Raw genomic sequence first — 20,007 nt, forward strand, 5'->3', positions numbered from 1 at the left:
GAGTCGGGAGTCAGACGGATGCGGGCCGGTAGACGCTGAGCTTGGCCAGGCCGCCGAGGCCGGGGTCGACGAGTCCGTGGTTGTAGAGGGCGCCGCCGTCGCCGGCCACGCCGATCACCGGGCCGGAGTCGGCGAACAGCAGGGGTTCGACCACCACGACGTCGCCCGCGTGCACGCCGCCCGGCACATCGCCGAAGGTGCGGGCGGTGCCGGCGTAGACCTCGATCAGGCCGACCCGGGCCTGGTTGTCGGCGTCTCCCGCGAGCCAGTCGTTGAAGTCGGCCACGCCGTGGAAGCGGGCGTCGGTGATCGGGTGCTCGCCCAGCTTGCCGAGGTCGGCGTCCCCGAGGTAGCGCAGCACGTTGCCGACGGAGCTCGGCTCACCGTGGGCGCCGGCACTGTCGTTGATCGCGATGGTGGCCAGCTCGCCGGCGTGCGGGGTGCCCCAGATCGACGACGAGGGCGCCGACGTGGTGGAGGTGCCGCCGCCGTAGCCGCTCGCCGCGGCGTCGTCGGCTGCCTGGTAGGCGTCGGCGCTGGTCTTGACCAGGCCGTTGATCTGCTGCAGCAGCTGCAACAGCGTGCGCACGGCGGTGACCTGGGTCGACTGCAGTGCCGAGTTGGCCGCCGCGACGGCGCTGCCGAAGGCCGCGAACGACGTCGGCTGGACCACGAGTTTCTCGAGGTCGGCGACCGCGTTGATGCCGTGGGCGACGATGCCGCCGACGTTGCCCACGATCGAGCGCATGGCCTCGGGTTCCGCCCGGTACTCGCCCGCGGTGACCATGGCTCTCCTTCCTTGGGTGCGTCGTGCCGCCTCCCCCGCGAGGGTGGCCTCGGCAGAGCGTAAAAGCGTGCCCGGCTGCGAGCGGACGGCAAAAGTACCCACCAGGGCGGCCGCGGTGGTGGCGAAAATACGGGGTATGAGCCCGTCCCGTGACCGCCTCGACCTGCTCGGCGAGCAGCCCGGGGAGATCATGCTGCAGTCCCCGCCGATGCTTCCGAAGAGCGGCTCGGGCGGGCTGGTGCAGCTCATGATGTTCCTGCCGATGATGCTCGGCATGGGCGCGATGTCGTTCGTCTACATCGGACGCGACGGCGGGGTGATGACCTGGATCTTCGGCGCCCTGTTCGTGACCGCGATGGGCGGCATGGTCGTGATGTCGCTCGGGCGCGGCGGGATGGCCAAGAAGGCGCAGATCAACGAGGAGCGCCGCGACTACCAGCGCTACCTCGCCGGCCTGCGGACGAAGGTGCGCGCGGTCGCCGACGAGCAGCGCGCGGCGCTCATCGCGCAGCAGCCCGACCCGGCCGACCTGTGGGCGTACGTGGAGACAGGCCAGTACTGGGACCGCCGCCGCGGCGACCGACACTTCGCGCTCGTGCGCGCGGCCACCGGCCCGCAGCCGTTGGCGACACCGCTGCGCGCGCCGCAGACCGTGCCGCTGGAGGACCTCGACCCGGTCTCGTCGACGAATCTCAAGTACTTCATCCGCACGTACTCCACTGTGGAGGGCCTGCCGGTTTCGCTGTCGCTGCGCTCGTACGCGGCGGCGACGCTCTCGGGCCGGCGCCCGGATGTGCTCGGGATGACGCGCTCGCTGCTGGCGCAGCTGGTGACGTTCCACTCCCCCACCGACCTGCGCGTCGCGTTCTGCGTGGCCCCGGACCGGCGGCACGACTGGGACTGGGCGAAATGGCTGCCGCACGCCACCGCGCCCGCTCTGACCGACGCGACGGGCCGGCGCCGGCTCGTGGCGTCCGGGCCGGTGGAGCTGGCCGACCTGCTCGGCCCAGATCTGGGCGACCGTCCCGCGTTCACCCGCCGGCCGGGGACGGCACAGGACCTGCCGCACGTCGTGGTCGTGGTCGACGGCGGCGGCACGCAGGGCGAGCCGCGGCTGCTCGCCGAGGAGGGCCGGCTCGGGATCACCGTGCTGGAAGTCGGCGGCGATCAGCCGCGTGCCGCGTCGAACGAGCAGCTGCTGAGCCTGCACGTGGCCCCCGACCAGCTCGGCATGGTCGTGCTCGACGGCGGTGCCGAGGCGCGGCTGGGCTTCCTCGGCACGCCCGACCAGCTCGACCGCGGCGCGGCGGAGGCGCTCGCGCGCACGCTGACGCCGCTGTACCAGGGCACGGCCGTGGTGAGCGAGAAGCCGATGTCGGCGACGTTCGGGCTGGCCGGGCTCCTCGGGATCGGCGACCCGCGCGACGCGGACACGACCGTGACGTGGGCGCCGCGCGCGGCCCGCGACCGGCTGCGCATCCCGCTGGGCGTGAACCCCGAGGGCCGGCCGGTGGAGCTGGACTTCAAGGAGTCGGCCGAGGGCGGCATGGGCCCGCACGGGCTGGTGATCGGCGCGACGGGCTCCGGCAAGAGCGAGCTGCTGCGCACGCTCGTGACCGCGCTGGCCGTGACGCATTCGTCGGAGAAGCTGAACCTGGCGCTGATCGACTTCAAGGGCGGCGCGACGTTCGCGGGCATGACCGGCCTGCCGCACGTGTGCGCGGTGATCACCAACCTGTCCGACGACCTCGCCCTCGTCGACCGCATGGCCGACGCGTTGAACGGAGAGCTGCTGCGGCGCCAGGAACTCCTGCACGCGGCCGGCAACTACGCCTCGGTGCGCGACTACGAGAAGGCGCGCGCCGACGGGGTGCCACTGCAGCCGTTGCCGTCACTGCTGGTGATCATCGACGAGTTCTCCGAGCTGCTCTCGTCGCGGCCGGAGTTCATCGACCTGTTCGTGGCGATCGGGCGGCTGGGGCGTTCGCTGGGAATCCACCTGCTGCTGGCTTCGCAGCGGCTGGAGGAGGGCCGGCTGCGCGGGCTCGACTCCCACCTGTCGTACCGGATCGGGCTGCGGACGTTCTCCGCGTCGGAGAGCCGGGCGGTGCTCGGGGTGGCCGACGCGTACCACCTGCCGCCGGTGCCGGGTTCGGCGTACCTGAAGTCCGACAACGACACGTTGACGCGGTTCAAGGCCGCGTATGTGTCGGGTGAGCTGCCGCCGCGCAGCACGATCGTGCGGGAGGACGGGCAGCAGGTGGGGGTGCTGCCGTTCACGTTGGACGCGGTGGAGGTGCCGTTGGCGGCGCGGCCGACGGCCGAGGTTTCGCTGCCGGGTGCGGGTTCCGGTTCCGGCGAGACCATCATCGGCGCGATGTTGTCGCGTTTGGAGGGTCGCGGCCCCGACGCGCATCAGATCTGGCTTCCGCCGCTGGCCGAACCGCCCACTTTGGACCAACTGCTGCCGCCCCTGGGCGACGACCCCGCCCGCGGCCTGTGCCCTTTGGGCTGGGGCGGCAACGGCAAGCTCACCATCCCCGTCGCCCTGGTCGACAAACCCTTCGAACAACGCCGTGACATGCTCTGGGCCGATTTCTCCGGCGCGGCCGGCAATGCGTTGGTGGTGGGCGCACCGCAAAGCGGCAAGTCGACTTTGCTGAAGGACATCGCGGCGATGCTCGCGTTGACGCACACGCCTGCTGAAGTGCAATTGTTCGTGCTGGACATGGGTGGTGGCGCGCTGGCCCCGATCGCCGGCTTGCCCCACGTCTCGGGCTACGCGACCCGCCGCGACGCCCAACGGTGCCGACGCGTGGTCGCCGAGCTGACGACGTTGCTGGACCAGCGCGAGGAGTTCTTCGCCGCTCAGGGCCTAGAGTCGATGGCCGCTTTCCGTGCTCGTCGTGCCGACTTGCTCGAGAGCACCGACGGCCGTGAGTTCGGCGACGTGTTCCTGTTCGTGGACAACTGGACCACCATCCGGCAGGAGTACGAGCAGCTGGAGGAACAGATCACCGGCCTCGCCGCGCGGGGCCTCGGTTTCGGCATCCACGTGATCGTGACGGTGAACCAGTGGATCGGCGTGCGCGCCCAGCTGCGTGACGCGATCGGTACGCGGTTCGAGCTGCGTCTGGGTGATCCGGCGGATTCTTCGATCGACCGCAAGGTGGCCCTGAACGTTCCCGCGGACCGCCCCGGCCGCGGCCTGACTGCCGAGAAGCTGCACTTCCTGGCCGCCCTGCCCCGCGTCGACGGCGACCAACGCCCGGAAACGATCGGGGCCGGTGGCCTGGACCTGGTTCGCCGGGTTACGGCCGCGTGGCCTGGCGCCCGGGCTCCTCAGGTGCGTTTGCTGCCTTCGGAGGTGCCGCTGGAGTCGCTGCCGTCGGCGGCTTCCGGGCGAGTCGTCCTGGGCATCGCCGAGTCGACCCTGCGCCCGGTCGAACTCGACTTCTCCGCGGACCCCCACTTCCTGGCCTTCGGCGACGTGGAGTCGGGCAAGAGCTCTCTCTTGCGGGCCCTCGCTACGGGCATCTCCGCTGCTTTCTCCCCCGACGAGGCCCTCCTGCTCGTGGGCGACTACCGGCGTGGCCTGTTGGGCGCCGTGGACCAGCCCCACCTCTTGGGCTACGCGGGCGCGGAGAACACGTTGACGGATCTGGTGGGCCAGTGCGCCACGGCCATGCGGAACCGGTTGCCGGGCCCGGACGTGACCCCGGAGCAGCTGCGCTCGCGGTCTTGGTGGCGGGGGCCGGATCTGTATGTGTTGATCGACGACTATGAACTCGTTGCCACAGCTGGGAAGAACCCCTTGCTGCCGCTGCTGGAGTTCCTGCCGCAGGCTCGGGACATCGGCCTGCACCTGATCATCGCCCGCGCTTCGGGTGGGGCTGGGCGCGGTCTGTACGAGCCGGTCTTGCAGCGGGTGCGGGAGCTGGGCTCGCCGGGCCTGATCATGTCGGGCACGAAGGAGGAAGGCCCCTTGCTGGGCGACGTGAAGCCTTCGCCCCAGCCCCCGGGCCGGGGGACACTGGTGTCGCGCCGGCATGGGACGGGGTTGGTGCAGGTGGCGTGGACGAAACCGGCGGAGTCCTGAGACGGACGACAGGGTCAAACCATCGGAAAGTGCGGAGCTTCGAGGACGCGGTAGTTGTACGCGTTTCCGCCGGCGTGATCGATCAGGACGCGGAACCCGGCCTCATCCAACACGCTGCTCATCGCTCTGATGATGATCTGCTTCGCGTTCACTACGTACCCGAAGAGCCCACTCACATCCTGGTTGAGGACCTTTTCGGCGAACTCGGGCGTTTTCGTCACCGGGGGGGTTCCAGTCGAGAGTCACGCCGAAAGGCTCGACCTCGTTCACCCAGATGCGCGCACCGAAGGGCAAGCCGTGCGGGTTGCCCTTCGGAACCACCGATGCCGTGAATCCCATGCGGGTGAGTTCCTCAGCCACTTGTTCCGCGAGGACTTGCCAACTCGCGATCGCGTCTTCGGGCGCACGGTAGATCGGGCCGCTGTGGAGGTGCTGGTCCCGGAAGAAGCGGAAGGGGTCGGTCATCGATTTTCTCTCAGCAGTGTTTGTCGAGGCGTCGTCAGGAGGGCGTCGACGGGTTCGGGATCTCGACTTCACGGAAGGGTGAGCCACCGGCGTAAGTCACTTCCCAGGTTTCGTCGAGTTCGTGTCCCACCCGTCGTGCGAGTTCCCAACCCCGCGCGTGGAAGTCGTGCTCAGCCGCCTCCGACGGGAACCCCGGAGAAGACGCCGGATCGTCGAGATCGTAGGTGGCGTCCAACTCGTCCTGCCATGCCAGCAGTCCCCGCACCAAGTCGTCGCTCAGTCCCAACTCGGGTGACGCGGGATGGACGTTGTCCATCGTATCCGGATCTTCGAACCACAACGGTCCGCGTAAACCTTGATCGAGCGCCACCACGGCACGGTGTAGGGCGTGGGCTTCCGCGGCCAAGGCAGCCAGTCCAGCCAACGAAACGCACTCACCACAAACCCCGGACACCCACGCGTCCGACGAGATCAACGATACGGACCCGCACAACCGCGAATCCCGATCGTCGCCGGCACCCTACTTCCGTCGGTCCGAGACCCGACGGAAGTAGGTTATCAAGTTTCCACATGCCACCTACGTTGGTGAAAATATTTCATCGACCGGAGGGGCTCAACACATGCGTTTCGCGAAGGCAGTGGCCGTGGTGGCGGGGGCGGCCGCGGTGTTCGGCGTGGTGTCGGCGGGGGCGGCGAGCGCCGGGCCGCGGATCATCGGCGGGGAGACGGTGGACTCGGCGCCGTGGGGTGCGCAGGTGTTCTGGGACGACGCAACGGACTTCGGCGGGTTCGAGTGCTCCGGCACGATCATCACGGCGCAATGGGTGCTCACCGCGCAGCACTGCCTGAACGCGCCGGGCATGCACGTGAAGGTCGGCAACGTCGCGCTCGGCCAGGGCACCGAGGCGGCCGTGGACCAGCAGAAGGCCTCGCCGAACGGGGACATCGCGCTGCTGCACCTGTCGTCCGCGGTGGACGCGACGTTCATGAAACTCGGCGACGCCGACCCGGAAACCGGTGCCACCAACCAGATCTACGGCTGGGGCCGCACCGAGGGCAACAACCCGCCGTCCGACACGCTGAAGACCGCGGACGTGAAGGTCACCGGCCAGGGCACCGACGCGTTCAACGGCACGGCCATCACCAGCGAGGGCGTCACGGGCGCCTCCTGGCACGGCGACTCCGGCGGCCCCCAGCTCGCCGACGGCGTCCAGGTCGGCGTGTGCTCCACCGGTGAGAACTCGGGCAGCGACAAGAACGGCACGCAGAACTACGCCAGCGTCGCCGCGAGCCGCGACTGGATCAAGCAGACCGCGGGCGTCTGATTCCAATGTCGAGCCGCCCGCCGCATCCTGTGGCGGGCGGCTCGTTATTGCGATGCGCCGGCCGGGCCGGTTCGGCACACTCGGTTCCGTGCTCACCGCCGAGATCGCCTTGGACGTGTTGTCCCGTCTGCGCGCCGCCGGCTGCCACGTCTGGATCGCCGGCGGCTGGGGCGTCGATGCCTTGCTGGGCCGCGAAACCCGCGCGCATTCGGACCTGGACCTGCTGCACCGCGCCGAGGAGGAGCCCACAGTTCTCGCGGCACTGAACGACTTCACCGAGTCCGAGGACTTCCGCCCGGTGCGCTTCGTCCTCACCCGCCCCGACGGCGCATCCCTCGACCTGCACCCGCTCCACTTCGAGGCCGACGGCTCCGCCACCCAGGCCGCCGACTCCTCCGGCGGCCTTTTCCGCTACCCGACGGACTGCTTCGTCACCGGGGCAATCGACGGCGTCACCGTGCCGTGTCTGTCGGTGGCGCAGCAACTCCTGTTCCACGAGGGCTACGAACCCCGCCCCCGCGATCTCGCCGACGTCGCGGCCCTCCGAACAGTCTTCGGTCGGCCCTGAACGGTTGCTACCACTCCGACGACATTGTCTTCGACACGAGGACCTCGAGCACTGTTCCCTCGCGCGTCTCGCGCGTGATCCGCATCGTGCCGGCCGCCAGAAAGCCCTCGGTGTCGGCGCCGTGGATCTCTATGAGCTTCACGGGCTCGCCCAATGCTCCGGGTAGGACCCATGCCGATCAACCGACAAAAGCCGGACCGGACCGCGGTAGTGCGTCGACAACTCGACTCTCCGAACGCCGGAGAACGCTACTCGAACGACGTCCGGGTAGTCGTCCGACCATGGAGTCTGCAAGGACAGCTGCAAGTGGCCGACCCCGTAGTGCCACAGCTGAAGACCTCGGTCACTCGACCACAACACCTTCGGTTCGTCGCTCAAGCACACGATGGCAGCCGTCAACCCAGCAGCCCCAGCAACGCCGCCTTGTCCGGCTTCCCCGACGCGGCCACCGGCACCTCGTCGATCACCTTCACCGACGCCGCCGCCTCGCCGACGAAACCTGCCAGCACGCCGCGCAACTCAGCCACATCCGGAACCCGCCCCGGAGCCGGGACGACAAAAGCGTGCGCCGCTTCGCCGGTGGCAGGGTTGGGGGCCGCGACGACGTAGGCCTGGTCCACGTCGGGGTGCGAGGCGAGAGCGCGTTCGATCGGGCCCGTGTAGTGGATGACCGCGTTGACGATCACCACGTCCCGGGTGCGGCCGGTCAGGTGGAGGAAGCCGGAAGCGTCGACGTGGCCGATGTCCTGGGTGCGGACCCAGCCGTCCTGCAACACCGAGGCCGTCTGCGATGGATTGCCCCAATACCCGGAGAACTGGCCGGCCGAACGCACGTAGATCTCGCCCGAAGCGCCGGCCGCGACCGCGGCCCCCGAAGAGTCGCGGACGGAGATCTCGACGCCCGCACAAGGACGGCCGGCGGAGCCCAGCGCGTCCGGGAACGCGGCGACGTCCGCGGGGGTCAGCACGGTCAGCTTGCCCACCTCGGTCTGGCCGTAAGCCTGCTGCATCCCCGGCCCCACACCGGAAAACGCTTCGGCCATCAACCCCGGTGCGACGGGCGAGCCGGCGACCACCAGCATCCGCACGGAACTGAGGTCCACCGGGGTAGTCCGCAGCACGTCGAGGATCTTGTACAGCCGCGGCACCGTCGTCAGAGCCGCCGTGATGTCGAGCCGCGCCAGGATCCACGGGAAATCCGGGAGCTGCGAAGGAATCACGACCGTGCCGCCCGCCAGCAGGCAGGAGCGCAGGTGCGTGATCATCACCGCGCTCGTCAAGGTGCCGAACAGCAGGAAACGCCGGTACCGCTCGGCCAGATCCGCGGCGCTCTCCCCCGGGCGTTGCTCGATCCCCTGCGCCGTCAACGCTTCGAAGCTGTACGCCACGCCCTTCGGCAACCCCGTGCTGCCGCTGGTGAACACCACCCAGCCGATGTCCGAAGGCCGCCCAGCCGGCACGGGTTCCTCGAACACCGACAACAACTCCGGCCCGACCCGCAGGATCTTCGCCCCCGCCGCCGTCGCGCGAAGTTCCGGCGTCTCCGACGCCTCGTCGACGACGACCGCCGCCAGGTCGCCCACCACCGTCCGCAGGTGCGTGACCGGCAGGCCCGCCCGGATGCCGACGGTGCGGCACCCCAGCGTCTGCGCGGCAATCTGCGCGGCCCACCCCTCGGGGGTCACGGCGGTGGCGACCCCGACGCCGTCACCGCGCGAGACGCCCGCGCCCCGCAGGGCGGCGACGAAGCGGCCGATCAGGTCGCGCGCCTCACCGCGCGTCACCTTCCGCGGGCCGTGCTCGAACGCCACCGCGTCCGGATCCGAACTGAGCGCGTCGAGCACCGCCTGCGGAAAGACCATCGCACCGTCCTTTGTCCGACCCGGAAAACGCAGGACCATCCCTACCCGAAAGATCTCAGAATTCCGTCAGAGCGTGCACTCTCGGTGAGCGCAGCGACAGCGCCGCTCCCGCCGCCACCACCGCGATCAGCGCCGCCGCCGCGGACAGCGTCCAGAAGTCCGGGCGGACGATCGACTGGCCGCGCAACGCCTGCCACGTCACCAAAGCGAGCACGCCCGCGTAGCCGACGGTCGCGGTCCACATCAGCCGCCGGCGCACGAGGTCCGACGACAGCACCGGATACCGCCGTGCGAGCGCCGCCAGGCCCAGCGCGATCAGCGGCAGCGCCTGGATCGCGTGGATGCCCACGAAGTGCGGGATCCGCAGGTCCCCGCCGACGGTGCTCCAGCCGAGCACGGGCAGCCCCGGCCCGCCGTCGGCCAGGCCGACCGTGTGCCCGCCGATCATCGGTGGCCGCTCCCCCGCCGCCTTCATCGCCTGCTGCGCCGGGGTCGGCGAGAACATCAGCAACGCCAAGCCCATCCCCACGGCCGCGAGCGCGGTCCCCCACCGCAGCGCCGACGCGAGAGCGCGGTCCGGCAGCTTCTGGAACAGCAGCAGCACGACCACGGCGGCCGTCGCGCCCCACGCCGTGAAAGCGCCGGTGGCGACGACGTTGTTGATCGTCACGTCGGCCGGCGTCGCGTGGTTGAAGTGCAGCGCCCGGTCGCGGAACACGACCTGCCACACCAGCAGCGTCATGTCCATCCCGATGCCGACGGCGAACACCGTGCCGATCCACCACCCGGCCCGCCGGCCGCGCCGCAGCAGCGTGAGCAGCCACGCGAGCGTCAGCGCGTACATCCCCACCGACACCGAGAACTTGAACGGTTTCGCCCACAACGGCGCGTTGACGAGCGTGCGATCATCGAACACCAGCCCCAGTGCCGACACCACGAGCAGCAGCGCCATCGCCCCCGCGAGCACCACGAGCGGCCGGTGCAGCCGAGCGAGTGAAATTCCCCCAGTCGTCATGCCTTCAGGGTCGCGAGACCGGCGGGAAAGGGCACTGGAGAACGCCCCCGTCCCCGAGGTGGGGAGCGCCCCACCCCGTGTAGGTAATAGTGCCGTCAAAGCGACCGGCAGTTGTGCCGTTTGACCACACCTCCGGGTTTTCTAGCGTGACATTCACAACGCGCGGGCAGGGGCAAGCCTCTCGCGCACCGGGATCTTCCGCGAGAGGGAAGGAGGTGGCCCGTCATGTCCAGTCCGGGATTCCAGGCAGATTCCGCTGCGATGAAGCGCGCCGTCCAGGGCTTCGAGGAAACCGCGTCGAACGCGAAGACGACCATGGCCAGCTTGGAGTCGGAGCTCACCGAGACTCTGCGCAACTACAAGGGCGACCAGGCCGTGGCGTTCTGGGACCTGCAGCGGCGGCTCCAGGAGAAGATGCAGGCCGCGGTGAAGGAGCTCGACACCATGTCGCAGCTCGTGCACACGAGCCACACGAACTACAACACCGGCGACTCGGACGTGCACCAGAGCTTCCAGAGCGTCGGCCACAACCTCGAGGGCGCTTCGGTGATCCCTCGCCTCAACCTTTGAGTCACGGAGAGGACCGGCAAGATGGCTGACGTCGTCGAAATCAACTTCGCCGCGCTGCAGTACAGCTCGGCGTCGCTGGCCGCCAAGGCCAAGGCACTGACCTCGCAGCTGGAACAGCTGCACCAGAACCTCCAGCCGATCACGGCGACGTGGTACGCCTCCGGCAGCTCCGCCGGTGAGGCCGCCCGCCAGGCCGAGACGCGGCTGCGGCAGGCCACCGCCGACATCGTCGCGATCATCGCGCAGTTCGGCGGCAAGGTGGGCGACGCCCACGACCTGCAGTCGCAGCTGGAGAACCGCAACCAGGGTCTGTTCGCCTGATCCGCTCCCGACGTCGGTCGGCCGGTGCGGGAAACCCCCCGCTCGCACCGGCCGGCCGGCTTTCCAGCGTCCGTTCTGCACGAGAGGGTCGGGACCGATGCACGACCAGTCGTACTACGTTCACCTCGAATCGCTGAAGGACTTCGTGCGGGAGCTGGAAACCCAGATCCACGCGATGTCCAAGCCCGACGATTTCCTCAGCACGCTCGGCGACCACCCGCTGCTGTTCGGGGAGTTCGGTGAAGCCGGCTCGCTCGTCGACGCCCACCGCGCCGCCGTCGCGGAGATGCGGGGGCTGCTCGAACAGGTCCGCGGCGCGATCACGTTCGCGCAGGACGTGACCACCACCGTCGCCGACGGTTACGAGCAGGCCGACCAGTCGGTGGCCGGCGACCTGCACCAGTCGGGCAGCGAGACCGGGTTGCTCGATCCGCTGCTTTCACTGCTGGGCCTCGGGTCCGGTGGCTCGCACCACTCCGGGGGGACGGACGCATGAGCGGGGCGCACACCAACTTCGCCGCGTACACGCACCAACAGCTGTACGCGATGCTGCAGGCCGGCGACCCCAGCAGCGCCCAGGCCGCGGCCGACCAGTGGAACTCCACCGCGATCGGGCTGCACGAGCAGGCCGAGAACCTGTCGAAAGAGCTGTCGGACTTCTCCGGCGAGTGGACCGGCGGCGCGGCGGACCAGTACTCGCACATGATCACCGACCTCGTCGGCGGCATCCGCAAGGTCGCGCAGACCGCGCAGGGCATGCAGCACATGCTCGAAGACGCGGCCGACGCGCTCGTCAAGGCCAAGGCCGAGATGCCACCGCCGGTCTCGGTGCCCGACGTCTCGCCCGGCGAGATCGCGCTGGCCGTGAACCCGCCGTTGCTGCCGCCCGACTCGTCGCCGGCCACCGTCGCCGCCGCGGCCCAGCAGCGGCAGCAGGCGATCGCGAACGTCGAGGCGCAGCAGCAGGCCGCGAACGCCGCGGGTTCCGCGCACGCCAAGGCGATCGTGGTCATGACCAACCTGGCCACGAACTACACCACCGCCGAGGACTCGATCCCCGTCTCGCCCAACGCGGTCGACGCACCGGCCGCTCCCCCGGCCGGCGGCGGCGCGTCCGGTGGCGGTGCGACCGGCAACGGCCTGGCCGACCCGGGTGTCGTCGTCGGCACCCCGGACGACTCCCACCCGCTGCCGGTTGACGGCTCCGTGGCGGGAACGCCGGGGGTTCCGGGCTCGGACCCGGCCACTTCGGGCAGCCCGTTGTTCGGCGACATGTTCACCGCGGGTCTCGCGGCGGCGTCGGCGGCGGCGTTCGGGCGGTTCGGCTCGATCATGCCGAAGGTGCCCGCCTGGGCGTCCGGAAAGGATTCCGACGACAAGAAGGACGAGCCGGCCGGCACGAAGCTGGGTGGCGGGGCGGGCACCGAAGGCGGTGCCGGCGGCGGCATCCCGATCGGCGGCGGTGACGCGCCTTCTCTCGACGGCGGTGGAATCCCTGGCGGCGGCGGGCTTTCCGGCGGCAGCGACGCTCCGGCGGCCCACTCCGGCCTCGCGGGCGACGGCGGCGCGTCGAACGTCCTCAGTGGACTCGCGGGCGGCGCGGCCGGTGCGGCGGGCACGGCGGCCAAGAGCGCGATGCCGATGATGCCCATGATGCCGATGGGCATGGGGGCCGGCAGTGACCTGGGTTCCGGACGGCGGATCCCGGCGTGGCTCGTGGAGACGGAGAACGTGTGGGGCCAGCAGGCGCCGGTGGCTCCGTCGGTGATCGGCGAAGAGCCGGAAACCTACTGATCGGGAGGACGGCTCGGTGACGGCTGCAGTGGACTCCGGGGGTTACCGGGTCGCTCCCGCCAAGCTCGACGCGGCCGCGGCGGACCTGGGCGGGCGCGCAGGCGCGCTCGAGACGGCGCAGAAAGCCGTGGCGGGGATTTCCGTGCCCGCCACGGCGTTCGGCCAGGTGTCCGCTTCGGCGGACTGCGCCGCGACGTTGAAGAAGACGTTGTCCGAGCTCGGCGAGAAGATCGACGGGCAGGTGCAGCGCGCGAAGGTGCTGCAGAACGGGCTCACCGCGTCGGCCGCGGGTTACCGGCGCGCCGACGAGCAGGTGGCGGCTTCGTACCGGTCGTTGCTGCCGGAGGATCCGCTGCCGGCGGTGAGCGGTCCCGTCGGAGCGGCGGCGAGCGGGACGTGGGCTCAGGACATCGCCGCGAACCGCACCAAGGTTTCGGATGCATTGACTTCGGAGCAGACGCATCTCGCGCAGCTCCAGTCGTCGGGTGGCAGCGCCGACGACCTCGCGCGTGCGCAGCGGAGGATCGCGCTGTACCAGGATATTCTGGCGAACAACCGGCAGATCCTGCGGTTCGACCCCGCGGCCGACGGGCGGATCGCCGAGCTCGTGGGCTCGATCCAGCCGGGGACGCGCAACGTCGGGCTGTTCGTGCCGGGCGTGAACACGCGGCTGGACAACTTCCAGGGTTACGCCGACCTCGGCCGCAGCCTCGTGGCCGCCGACCCGACGGGCCGCACGGCGATGGTCGTGTGGGCCGACGGCGATTTCCCGCAGAACCCCCTGGTCGAGGGCCCGGATGCCAGCTATGCGCAGGCGATGGCCCCGGACCTCAAGACCTTCGGCGACGAGCTGCGCGGCCAGGTCGACACCCAGACCGGCGGCGCCGCGACCATCACCGCCATCGGCCACAGCTACGGCGGCGCGACCGTCGGATTGGCCGATTCCCAAGGCCTCGCCGTCGACCGCGTGCTGCACGTCGAGTCGGCGGGCATGGGCCACGGCGTGTGGAGCCCGGCTGACCTGCCCGCGAGCCAGGCGGGCGTGCAGCGCTTCTCGATGACCGCGCCGCTCGACCCGATCGTGCTCGCCCAGGGCAACGCCTGGGGCGCCGAGTGGACCGGCATCGGCCACGGCGCCGACCCGGACACCTTCCCGGGCGTCACCGACCTCGCGACCGGCCACGACGCGGCCGGCAACGAGCTCTGGGGCCTGTCCTCCCACAACGACGTGCTCAAGCCCGGCTCCGACTCGTGGACCAACATCTACGGCGTCCTCACGGATGGCGCTCTCACGACCGTGCCGGGGGTGCAGCGATGACCCTCCCATTGCTGGCCCACGAGCTCACGGCCGTCATCGACGGCGTCGCCGCCACCTTCGGCCCCGGCGCGGTCCCCACGGTCGACGGCGAGCTCGACTGCGACCCGGCCCGCCCGGGCACCCTGGTGTGCTGGCAGTACGGCGTCCGCCTCGACCACCGCGGCGACGCGGAACACCAGCTGGCCGAGTCGGTGCTGCCCTCACTCGAAGCCGCGGGCTGGTCGGCGCACGACCGCAGCACCCCGCGCGAACTCATCGCCCGCTTCAACCGCGACGGCGCCGACTTCACCGTCCACGTCGCCCGCTCCGGCGGCGGCGTCGCGATCATCGGCTCGACGCGGTGTGTGGTGCCGGCCTGACCCGCCGGCGTGCGGGCTACCGATCGCAGAACACCGGACGAACCGACAGCGCAACAGCGAAAACGCGCCGCCGCACTCACCGAATTGGGCCGATCCCGCACGCCGCCCGAGCCTGGCTCGCCGCCGCAACCGCCTCAGTGCGCAGGTCTCGACGGTACCGTGTCAGGCGAAACCGTTGATACAACGCCGAATACCCGTCGCGGACACCGATCACCCCACGCCAGTTTCGCGCAAGCCTTCGCGGCGTCCCCTGCGCTGTCCAGTTCTCGCCGGCGCGACCCGCGCGCATGGCGTGTGATGAGTGCCGAGTCGGCTAACGCAGCCAGCGCAGGGCAGCCTCGGCGGTGTCCTCCGGCGTGCGGTTGAAGGCGATGGCCGCGGTGGGCGCGAGGCGGTGGACGAGGTTGACGACCTGTTCGAAGAGCTCCAGCAAGGGCTCGTAGCCGCGGATGCCGCCGCCGATGATGATGCAGCCGTAGTCGGCCTGAGTCAGGGCGGATTCGATGGTGGCCAGCGGGTTGTCGTCCGGGGCGACTAGGCAGAGGTCGGCCTCGAGGCCGTGGGTGGTGAAGGTGGCTTGGCCGCGCGCGATGGCGGCTTGGACCGGGGCGGGGTCCCAGCCGTCGAGGCGGGTGGGGTCCAGGCCGATCACCAGGACGCGGCGCACGGCGGTCACGACGCGAACCGGGAGGCGCGCCACGAGCGGCGGCGGCCGCGGCGGATCGTGGCGACGGCGATGCCCGCGGCGGCGGCCAGGACGACCCCGCCGAGGGCGATGGCGGCGGCGGGAACGTCCACGGCGGACGCACGAGGGGCAGGCGCAGGGGCGACGGCCGGCAAGGCAACCGGTGCGACCGAGGCGCCCGGGCCCGCGACGGAAGCGGGCAGCGCCGAGGAAACGGCGGCATAGGCGTCCACCACGCCCCAGCCCCGGCGGGGGTCGTGGCCGCCCGACGGGGGGCGCGAGGCGGTGAGGGTCAGGCGGGTCACGACCTGGTCGCCCGTGAAGTCCGGGTGGGCGGCGCGCACCAGAGCGGCCACGCCGGCGACGTAGGCGGCGGCGAGACCCGGGTCCGTCACCGGCCAGCGGTGCGCGACGGCGCCGCCCGCGCCGGCCGAGGTGCTGACCAGGTCGGCGCCCGGGGCGGCGACGCCGAGGTAGTCGCCGGCTTCGGTCTGGACCGGGGCGCCCGCCTGGTTCGTGGAGCCGACGGCCAGCACGCCCGGCGAAGCGGTGGGATAGGTGTGCGCGCCCTGCTGGGTGGCAGCCGCGGCGGAGACGACGACGGCGCCGCGGGAATGTGCGCGGGCAACCGCCGCGTCGAGGGCCGGGCTGTCGAACGCCGCCGGCACCGCGATGAGCAGCACGCCGGCACCCCGGTCGAGTGCTGTGTCGATGGCGCCCGCCAGAGCGCCCGGATCGCCGCCGTCATGGGACGAAGCGTCGACGTACTGCAGCGGCAGGAGCTTCGCGCCCGGTGCGACGCCGACGAAAGTCGTTTCCCCCGAAGGCTGCGCGGCGACGATCCCCGCGGCGATGGTGCCGCGGCCGTCGCAGTCGGACGGGGCCGTGCCGGGGCCGGCGAGGACCTGGCCCGGCGCGAACTGCCCGTTCTGCGCGTCGACGCCGGTGCCGATCACGGCCACGACCTGGCCGTCGCCGCGGGTGAGCGGCCACAGGCGCTGCGGGTCGACGAGCCGCTGGCCCCACGACACCGCGCCGGTGTAGGTGCCGGACGGGTTCGCGCACGCCCCCACCGCGCTCGCGGACCCGGCGGCACCGACGGACGACAGGGAAGACACCGCCACGAGACCGGCCACGGCGAAGACGGCTGGCCACCTCACCGCGGCACCCTCCCGGAGAATCTCGCTGTCCGACAACGGGATTCTAGTCGAGCGGGCGCCGCGGCAACAGGTTCAGCGCAGGTCCATCCCGAGGTCCAGCGCGGGCGAGGAGTGCGTGAGCGCCCCCACCGCGAAGTAGTCCACACCGGACTCGGCGTAGGCCTTAGCACGGTCGAGGGTCAGGCCACCAGAGGATTCCAGCCGCGTTTTCGGCGAAATCGCGTTGCGCCGCTCGACGGCCTTCGCGCAGTCCTGCGGCGTGAAGTTGTCCAGCAGCACCTCGTCGGCGCCCGCGGCGAGCGCCTCCTCCAGCTGAGCCAGGTTGTCGACCTCCACCTCGCACGCCAGCTCCGGCGCGTGCTCGCGCGCCGCCGCCAGCGCGGCCGTGACCGAACCCGCGGCGACGACGTGGTTGTCCTTGATCAGCACCGCGTCACCCAGGCCCATGCGGTGGTTCACGCCGCCACCGCAACGCACGGCGTACTTCTCCAGCAGCCGCAGGCCCGGCGTCGTCTTGCGGGTGTCGCGGATCGCGGTGCCCGAACCCTCCACTTCGGACACCCACCGGGCCGTCGCCGTGGCGATGCCCGAGAGGCGGCAGACGAGGTTCAGCGCCGTCCGCTCGGCAGTCAGGAGGCCGCGTACGGTGCCCCGCACCGCGAGGGCGGGCTCACCCGCTGCCACCCTCGACCCGTCGGGCCGACTGGACACCACTTCGTAGTCCGCACCCAGCACCGTGTCGAACACCGCCAGCACCACGGGCAGCCCCGCCACGACACCCGGCGAACGCGGCGTCAGCTCCGCGACCGCGCGCGCGTCGGCCGGAACGGTCGACGCCGTGGTGGCGTCCGGCCCGTAACGCAGGTCTTCTTCGAGCGCGGTGGTCACGACGCGACGGACGTCCGCCACCTCGAGGCCCGCGTCCACGAGGGCGCGCGAGACGGTGCCGGAAAACGGGAACAACTCGGTCATGCCGCACCTTCCAGGGCGATCGGGTCGGCCAGCACGGGCTGACCGGAGGGGCTGAGCCGGATCAGCTGGTTGCGCCGCCAGCCCTCGGCCCGCTCGGGAAAATCGGACCGCACGTGGCAGCCGCGCGATTCGGTTCGCCGCGCCGCCGCCGCGAGCAGCGCCTGCGCCACCACGGTGAGCGCGGCGTCCTCCACGGCCGCGTGCGTCCACAACGGACTGTCCTGCGTGGACAGGTCAAGTACGGAACCCGCCGCCGCCAGGCCGTCGGCGTCGCGGCCGATCGCGGCGTAGCGGCTCATCACGCGCTGCAGGGCATCCCGCTCGGCCGCGGGCGCCGACGTCCGCGAGGGCAACCGCCCACGCGCCGGGTCCGGCAGCAGCCCGGCCGCGAGGTCGGCGGCCACGGCCTGCGCCACGCGGTGCCCCACCACGAGGCCCTCCAGCAGGCTGTTGGACGCCAGGCGGTTGGCCCCGTGCAGCCCGGTGCGGGCCACCTCACCCGCGGCGTACAGCCCGGTAACACTCGACCGTCCGTCCACAGTGGTCACCACACCACCGCACGCGAAGTGCGCCGCGGGTGTCACCGGGATCGCGTCCACGGCCGGGTCGAGCCCCAGCACCGCACACGCCGCGTGCACGGTCGGGAACCGCTTCGCGAAGCCGGAAATGCCGGTGGCGTCGAGGAAAACGTGGTCGTCGACGCCGCCCGGCGCCAGCCCCATCCGCCGCGTGATCGCGGCCGACACGACGTCGCGCGGGGCCAGGTCGCCCAGCGGGTGCACGCCGGCCATCACCGATCGGCCGGCGCCGTCGACGAGCGTGGCCCCCTCACCGCGCACGGCCTCGGTGACGAGCGGGCACCGGCCGCGCGCCCCCGGCGTGTAGAGCACGGTGGGGTGGAACTGCACGAACTCGACGTCGGCCACGGTCGCGCCCGCTCGCAACGCGAGGGCGAGACCGTCGCCGGTCGCGATCTCCGGGTTGGACGTCGCCTGGTAGAGCTGACCGAACCCGCCGCTCGCCAGCAGCACGGCCGAGGCCCGCACCACGCCGGGCACGCCGTCGCGGTCGAGCACGGTCACGCCCGCCACCTCACCCACGGGCGTGAGCAACGCGTCGACCGCGATGTGGTGCTGCAGCACCGGCACGCGCCGGTCGCCCGCCTGCGCCACCAGCGTGCGCTCCACCTCGGCGCCCGTGGCGTCGCCGCCCGCGTGGATCACGCGGAACGCGCTGTGGCCGCCCTCGCGAGCGCGCGCCAAGCCTTCGGCGCCGGCGTCGAACTGAGCGCCGCTGGCCCGCAACCACGCCACGGCCCCCGGGCCGCCGTCGAGGATCGATCGGGCCGCGTCCTCGTCACACAGGCCGGCACCCGCGGTGAAGGTGTCTTCGGCGTGCTTCGCGACCGAGTCGTCGCGGTCGTGCTCGCCTTCCAGCACCACCGCGACGCCGCCCTGAGCCCAGCGCGTGTTGCCGTCGGACACCGCCGCCTTGGTCACCACGAGCACGTGCAGCCCGAGCTCCTGCGCCCGCAGCGCGGCCGTCAGCCCCGCCACCCCGCTGCCCACGACGACGAGGTCCGCACGGGCTTCCCACACCGGGGTTTTCGCCTGTGAAGCGTTAACCGGGGTGGTCATTCTCCGCCGCCGGGCTGCCCGATTTCGATCATCCGCTGCACCGACGCACGCGCCCGGGTGGCGGTGTCGAGGTCCACGTGGACCTCGTCCGCGCCTTCGCGCAGGCTCCGCAGCAGCGCGGCGGGGGTGATCATCTTCATGTACCGGCACGACGCCCGGTCGTTCACCGCGCGGAAGTCGATCTCGGGCGCGGCCTTGCGCAGCTGGTGGATCATGCCGATCTCGGTCGCCACCAGCACCGAGCGCGCCTTGGTGTCCCGGGCCGCGTGCACCATGTCGCCAGTGGACAGGATCTTCACGCGCTCCGGTGCCACCGCGCCCTCGCCCGCGAGGTAGAGCGCCGACGTCGCGCAGCCGCACTCGGGGTGGATGAACAGGTCGGCGTCGGGATTCTCCTCGGCCCGCGCGGCCAGCTCGGCCCCGTTGATCCCGGCGTGCACGTGGCACTCGCCCGCCCAGATGTGCATGTTCTGCCGGCCCGTCACGCGCTTCACGTGCGCACCGAGGAACTGGTCGGGCAGGAAGAGAACTTCCTGGTCAGCGGGGATCGAAGCCACCACGTCGACCGCGTTCGACGACGTGCAGCAGATGTCGGTCTCCGCCTTCACCTCGGCGGTGGTGTTCACGTACGACACCACGACCGCACCCGGGTGCTCGGCCTTCCAGGCCCGCAGCTCGGCGCCGGAGATGGAGTCGGCGAGCGAACAGCCGGCCCGCGCGTCGGGGATGAGCACCGTCTTCTGGGGCGCCAGGATCTTCGCGGTCTCGGCCATGAAGTGCACGCCGCAGAAGACGATCGTGGACGCGTCACTGCTCGCCGCGATGCGGCTGAGCGCCAGCGAGTCGCCGGTGAAGTCGGCGATGTCCTGGATCTCGGGGACCTGGTAGTTGTGCGCCAGCAGCACCGCGTCGCGCTTGCGGGCGAGCTCGCGCACCTCGTCCGCCCAGTCCGCGTTCGGCTCCACCCCGCCGTACGGGGTCAGGTCCTGCTCGTCAACCGTGGTGGTCATGTGTGGCCCTCCTGGACCGTCGACGGGTTTTCGCCTTATAATCGAAAACCGTGCGGAGTC

Annotated in this window: 20 protein-coding genes; 9 read left to right on the forward strand and 11 right to left on the reverse strand. The window is 71.3% G+C overall.

Going from position 1 to position 20,007, the window contains the following annotated elements:
• Positions 1–10: 10 nt before the first annotated feature.
• Positions 11–787: a WXG100 family type VII secretion target gene (locus tag AB0K15_RS29580; RefSeq protein ID WP_364057457.1), complete on the reverse strand. Its 777-nt coding sequence runs from the start codon at positions 785–787 to the stop codon at positions 11–13.
• A gap of 136 nt (positions 788–923) precedes the next feature.
• Here AB0K15_RS29580 and eccCa point away from each other — a divergent pair, with 136 nt between their 5' ends.
• Positions 924–4,886, forward strand: coding sequence for a type VII secretion protein EccCa (eccCa, locus tag AB0K15_RS29585; protein ID WP_364057460.1), 3,963 nt, complete (start codon positions 924–926; stop codon positions 4,884–4,886).
• 14 nt (positions 4,887–4,900) lie between these two features.
• Here eccCa and AB0K15_RS29590 read toward each other — a convergent pair whose 3' ends face one another.
• Entirely contained in the window at positions 4,901–5,107 is a 207-nt protein-coding gene (locus tag AB0K15_RS29590) for a hypothetical protein (protein WP_364057463.1), read from the reverse strand.
• Between the two features lie 278 nt (positions 5,108–5,385).
• Positions 5,386–5,721, reverse strand: coding sequence for a hypothetical protein (locus AB0K15_RS29595; RefSeq protein ID WP_364057466.1), 336 nt, complete (start codon positions 5,719–5,721; stop codon positions 5,386–5,388).
• A 250-nt stretch (positions 5,722–5,971) separates the two neighbouring features.
• Here AB0K15_RS29595 and AB0K15_RS29600 point away from each other — a divergent pair, with 250 nt between their 5' ends.
• A complete protein-coding gene (locus tag AB0K15_RS29600; RefSeq protein WP_364057469.1) occupies positions 5,972–6,676 on the forward strand; it encodes a trypsin-like serine protease in 705 nt (234 codons plus the stop codon).
• 88 nt (positions 6,677–6,764) lie between these two features.
• Positions 6,765–7,244, forward strand: a complete 480-nt coding sequence (locus tag AB0K15_RS29605; protein WP_364057472.1) for a hypothetical protein — start codon at positions 6,765–6,767, stop codon at positions 7,242–7,244.
• 7 nt (positions 7,245–7,251) lie between these two features.
• Here the strand turns inward: AB0K15_RS29605 and AB0K15_RS29610 are convergent, their stop codons facing one another.
• From AB0K15_RS29610 to AB0K15_RS29620, 3 genes are all read right to left on the reverse strand, one after another.
• Entirely contained in the window at positions 7,252–7,386 is a 135-nt protein-coding gene (locus AB0K15_RS29610; protein ID WP_364057475.1) for a hypothetical protein, read from the reverse strand.
• A 253-nt stretch (positions 7,387–7,639) separates the two neighbouring features.
• The gene (locus AB0K15_RS29615; protein ID WP_364057478.1) at positions 7,640–9,106 is read right to left on the reverse strand and encodes a long-chain fatty acid--CoA ligase; all 1,467 of its coding nucleotides are present in this window, start codon (positions 9,104–9,106) and stop codon (positions 7,640–7,642) included.
• 55 nt (positions 9,107–9,161) lie between these two features.
• Entirely contained in the window at positions 9,162–10,121 is a 960-nt protein-coding gene (locus tag AB0K15_RS29620; protein ID WP_364057480.1) for a hypothetical protein, read from the reverse strand.
• A 225-nt stretch (positions 10,122–10,346) separates the two neighbouring features.
• Here AB0K15_RS29620 and AB0K15_RS29625 point away from each other — a divergent pair, with 225 nt between their 5' ends.
• The 6 genes from AB0K15_RS29625 to AB0K15_RS29650 all read left to right on the forward strand — a co-directional run bounded on the left by AB0K15_RS29625 (position 10,347) and on the right by AB0K15_RS29650 (position 14,483).
• The gene (locus tag AB0K15_RS29625; protein ID WP_364057483.1) at positions 10,347–10,691 is read left to right on the forward strand and encodes a WXG100 family type VII secretion target; all 345 of its coding nucleotides are present in this window, start codon (positions 10,347–10,349) and stop codon (positions 10,689–10,691) included.
• 21 nt (positions 10,692–10,712) lie between these two features.
• A complete protein-coding gene (locus AB0K15_RS29630) occupies positions 10,713–11,012 on the forward strand; it encodes a hypothetical protein (RefSeq protein WP_285969303.1) in 300 nt (99 codons plus the stop codon).
• Between the two features lie 97 nt (positions 11,013–11,109).
• Positions 11,110–11,508: a hypothetical protein gene (locus tag AB0K15_RS29635; protein WP_364057486.1), complete on the forward strand. Its 399-nt coding sequence runs from the start codon at positions 11,110–11,112 to the stop codon at positions 11,506–11,508.
• Positions 11,505–12,806, forward strand: a complete 1,302-nt coding sequence (locus tag AB0K15_RS29640; protein WP_364057489.1) for a WXG100 family type VII secretion target — start codon at positions 11,505–11,507, stop codon at positions 12,804–12,806. The genes AB0K15_RS29635 and AB0K15_RS29640 overlap by 4 nt, the downstream gene beginning before the upstream one ends.
• 16 nt (positions 12,807–12,822) lie before the next feature.
• The gene (locus AB0K15_RS29645; RefSeq protein ID WP_364057492.1) at positions 12,823–14,124 is read left to right on the forward strand and encodes an alpha/beta hydrolase; all 1,302 of its coding nucleotides are present in this window, start codon (positions 12,823–12,825) and stop codon (positions 14,122–14,124) included.
• Positions 14,121–14,483: a hypothetical protein gene (locus tag AB0K15_RS29650; RefSeq protein WP_364057495.1), complete on the forward strand. Its 363-nt coding sequence runs from the start codon at positions 14,121–14,123 to the stop codon at positions 14,481–14,483. The genes AB0K15_RS29645 and AB0K15_RS29650 overlap by 4 nt, the downstream gene beginning before the upstream one ends.
• 313 nt (positions 14,484–14,796) lie before the next feature.
• Here the strand turns inward: AB0K15_RS29650 and AB0K15_RS29655 are convergent, their stop codons facing one another.
• The 5 genes from AB0K15_RS29655 to nadA form a co-directional block, all read right to left on the reverse strand.
• Positions 14,797–15,159: a hypothetical protein gene (locus AB0K15_RS29655; protein ID WP_364057498.1), complete on the reverse strand. Its 363-nt coding sequence runs from the start codon at positions 15,157–15,159 to the stop codon at positions 14,797–14,799.
• Positions 15,156–16,328, reverse strand: coding sequence for a S8 family serine peptidase (locus AB0K15_RS29660; RefSeq protein WP_364057501.1), 1,173 nt, complete (start codon positions 16,326–16,328; stop codon positions 15,156–15,158). Before AB0K15_RS29660 ends, AB0K15_RS29655 begins: the two co-directional genes overlap by 4 nt.
• Positions 16,329–16,400: 72 nt before the next feature.
• Entirely contained in the window at positions 16,401–17,300 is a 900-nt protein-coding gene (gene nadC, locus AB0K15_RS29665) for a carboxylating nicotinate-nucleotide diphosphorylase (RefSeq protein ID WP_364057504.1), read from the reverse strand.
• Positions 17,297–18,937: an L-aspartate oxidase gene (locus tag AB0K15_RS29670; protein WP_364057507.1), complete on the reverse strand. Its 1,641-nt coding sequence runs from the start codon at positions 18,935–18,937 to the stop codon at positions 17,297–17,299. The genes nadC and AB0K15_RS29670 overlap by 4 nt, the downstream gene beginning before the upstream one ends.
• Positions 18,934–19,947 (reverse strand): quinolinate synthase NadA, encoded by a 1,014-nt coding sequence (gene nadA, locus AB0K15_RS29675; RefSeq protein WP_364057510.1) that lies wholly within the window; start codon positions 19,945–19,947, stop codon positions 18,934–18,936. The genes AB0K15_RS29670 and nadA overlap by 4 nt, the downstream gene beginning before the upstream one ends.
• Positions 19,948–20,007: the final 60 nt, after the last annotated feature.

The sequence above is a fragment of the Amycolatopsis sp. NPDC049253 genome, from assembly GCF_040678995.1.
GTDB lineage: Bacteria > Actinomycetota > Actinomycetes > Mycobacteriales > Pseudonocardiaceae > Amycolatopsis.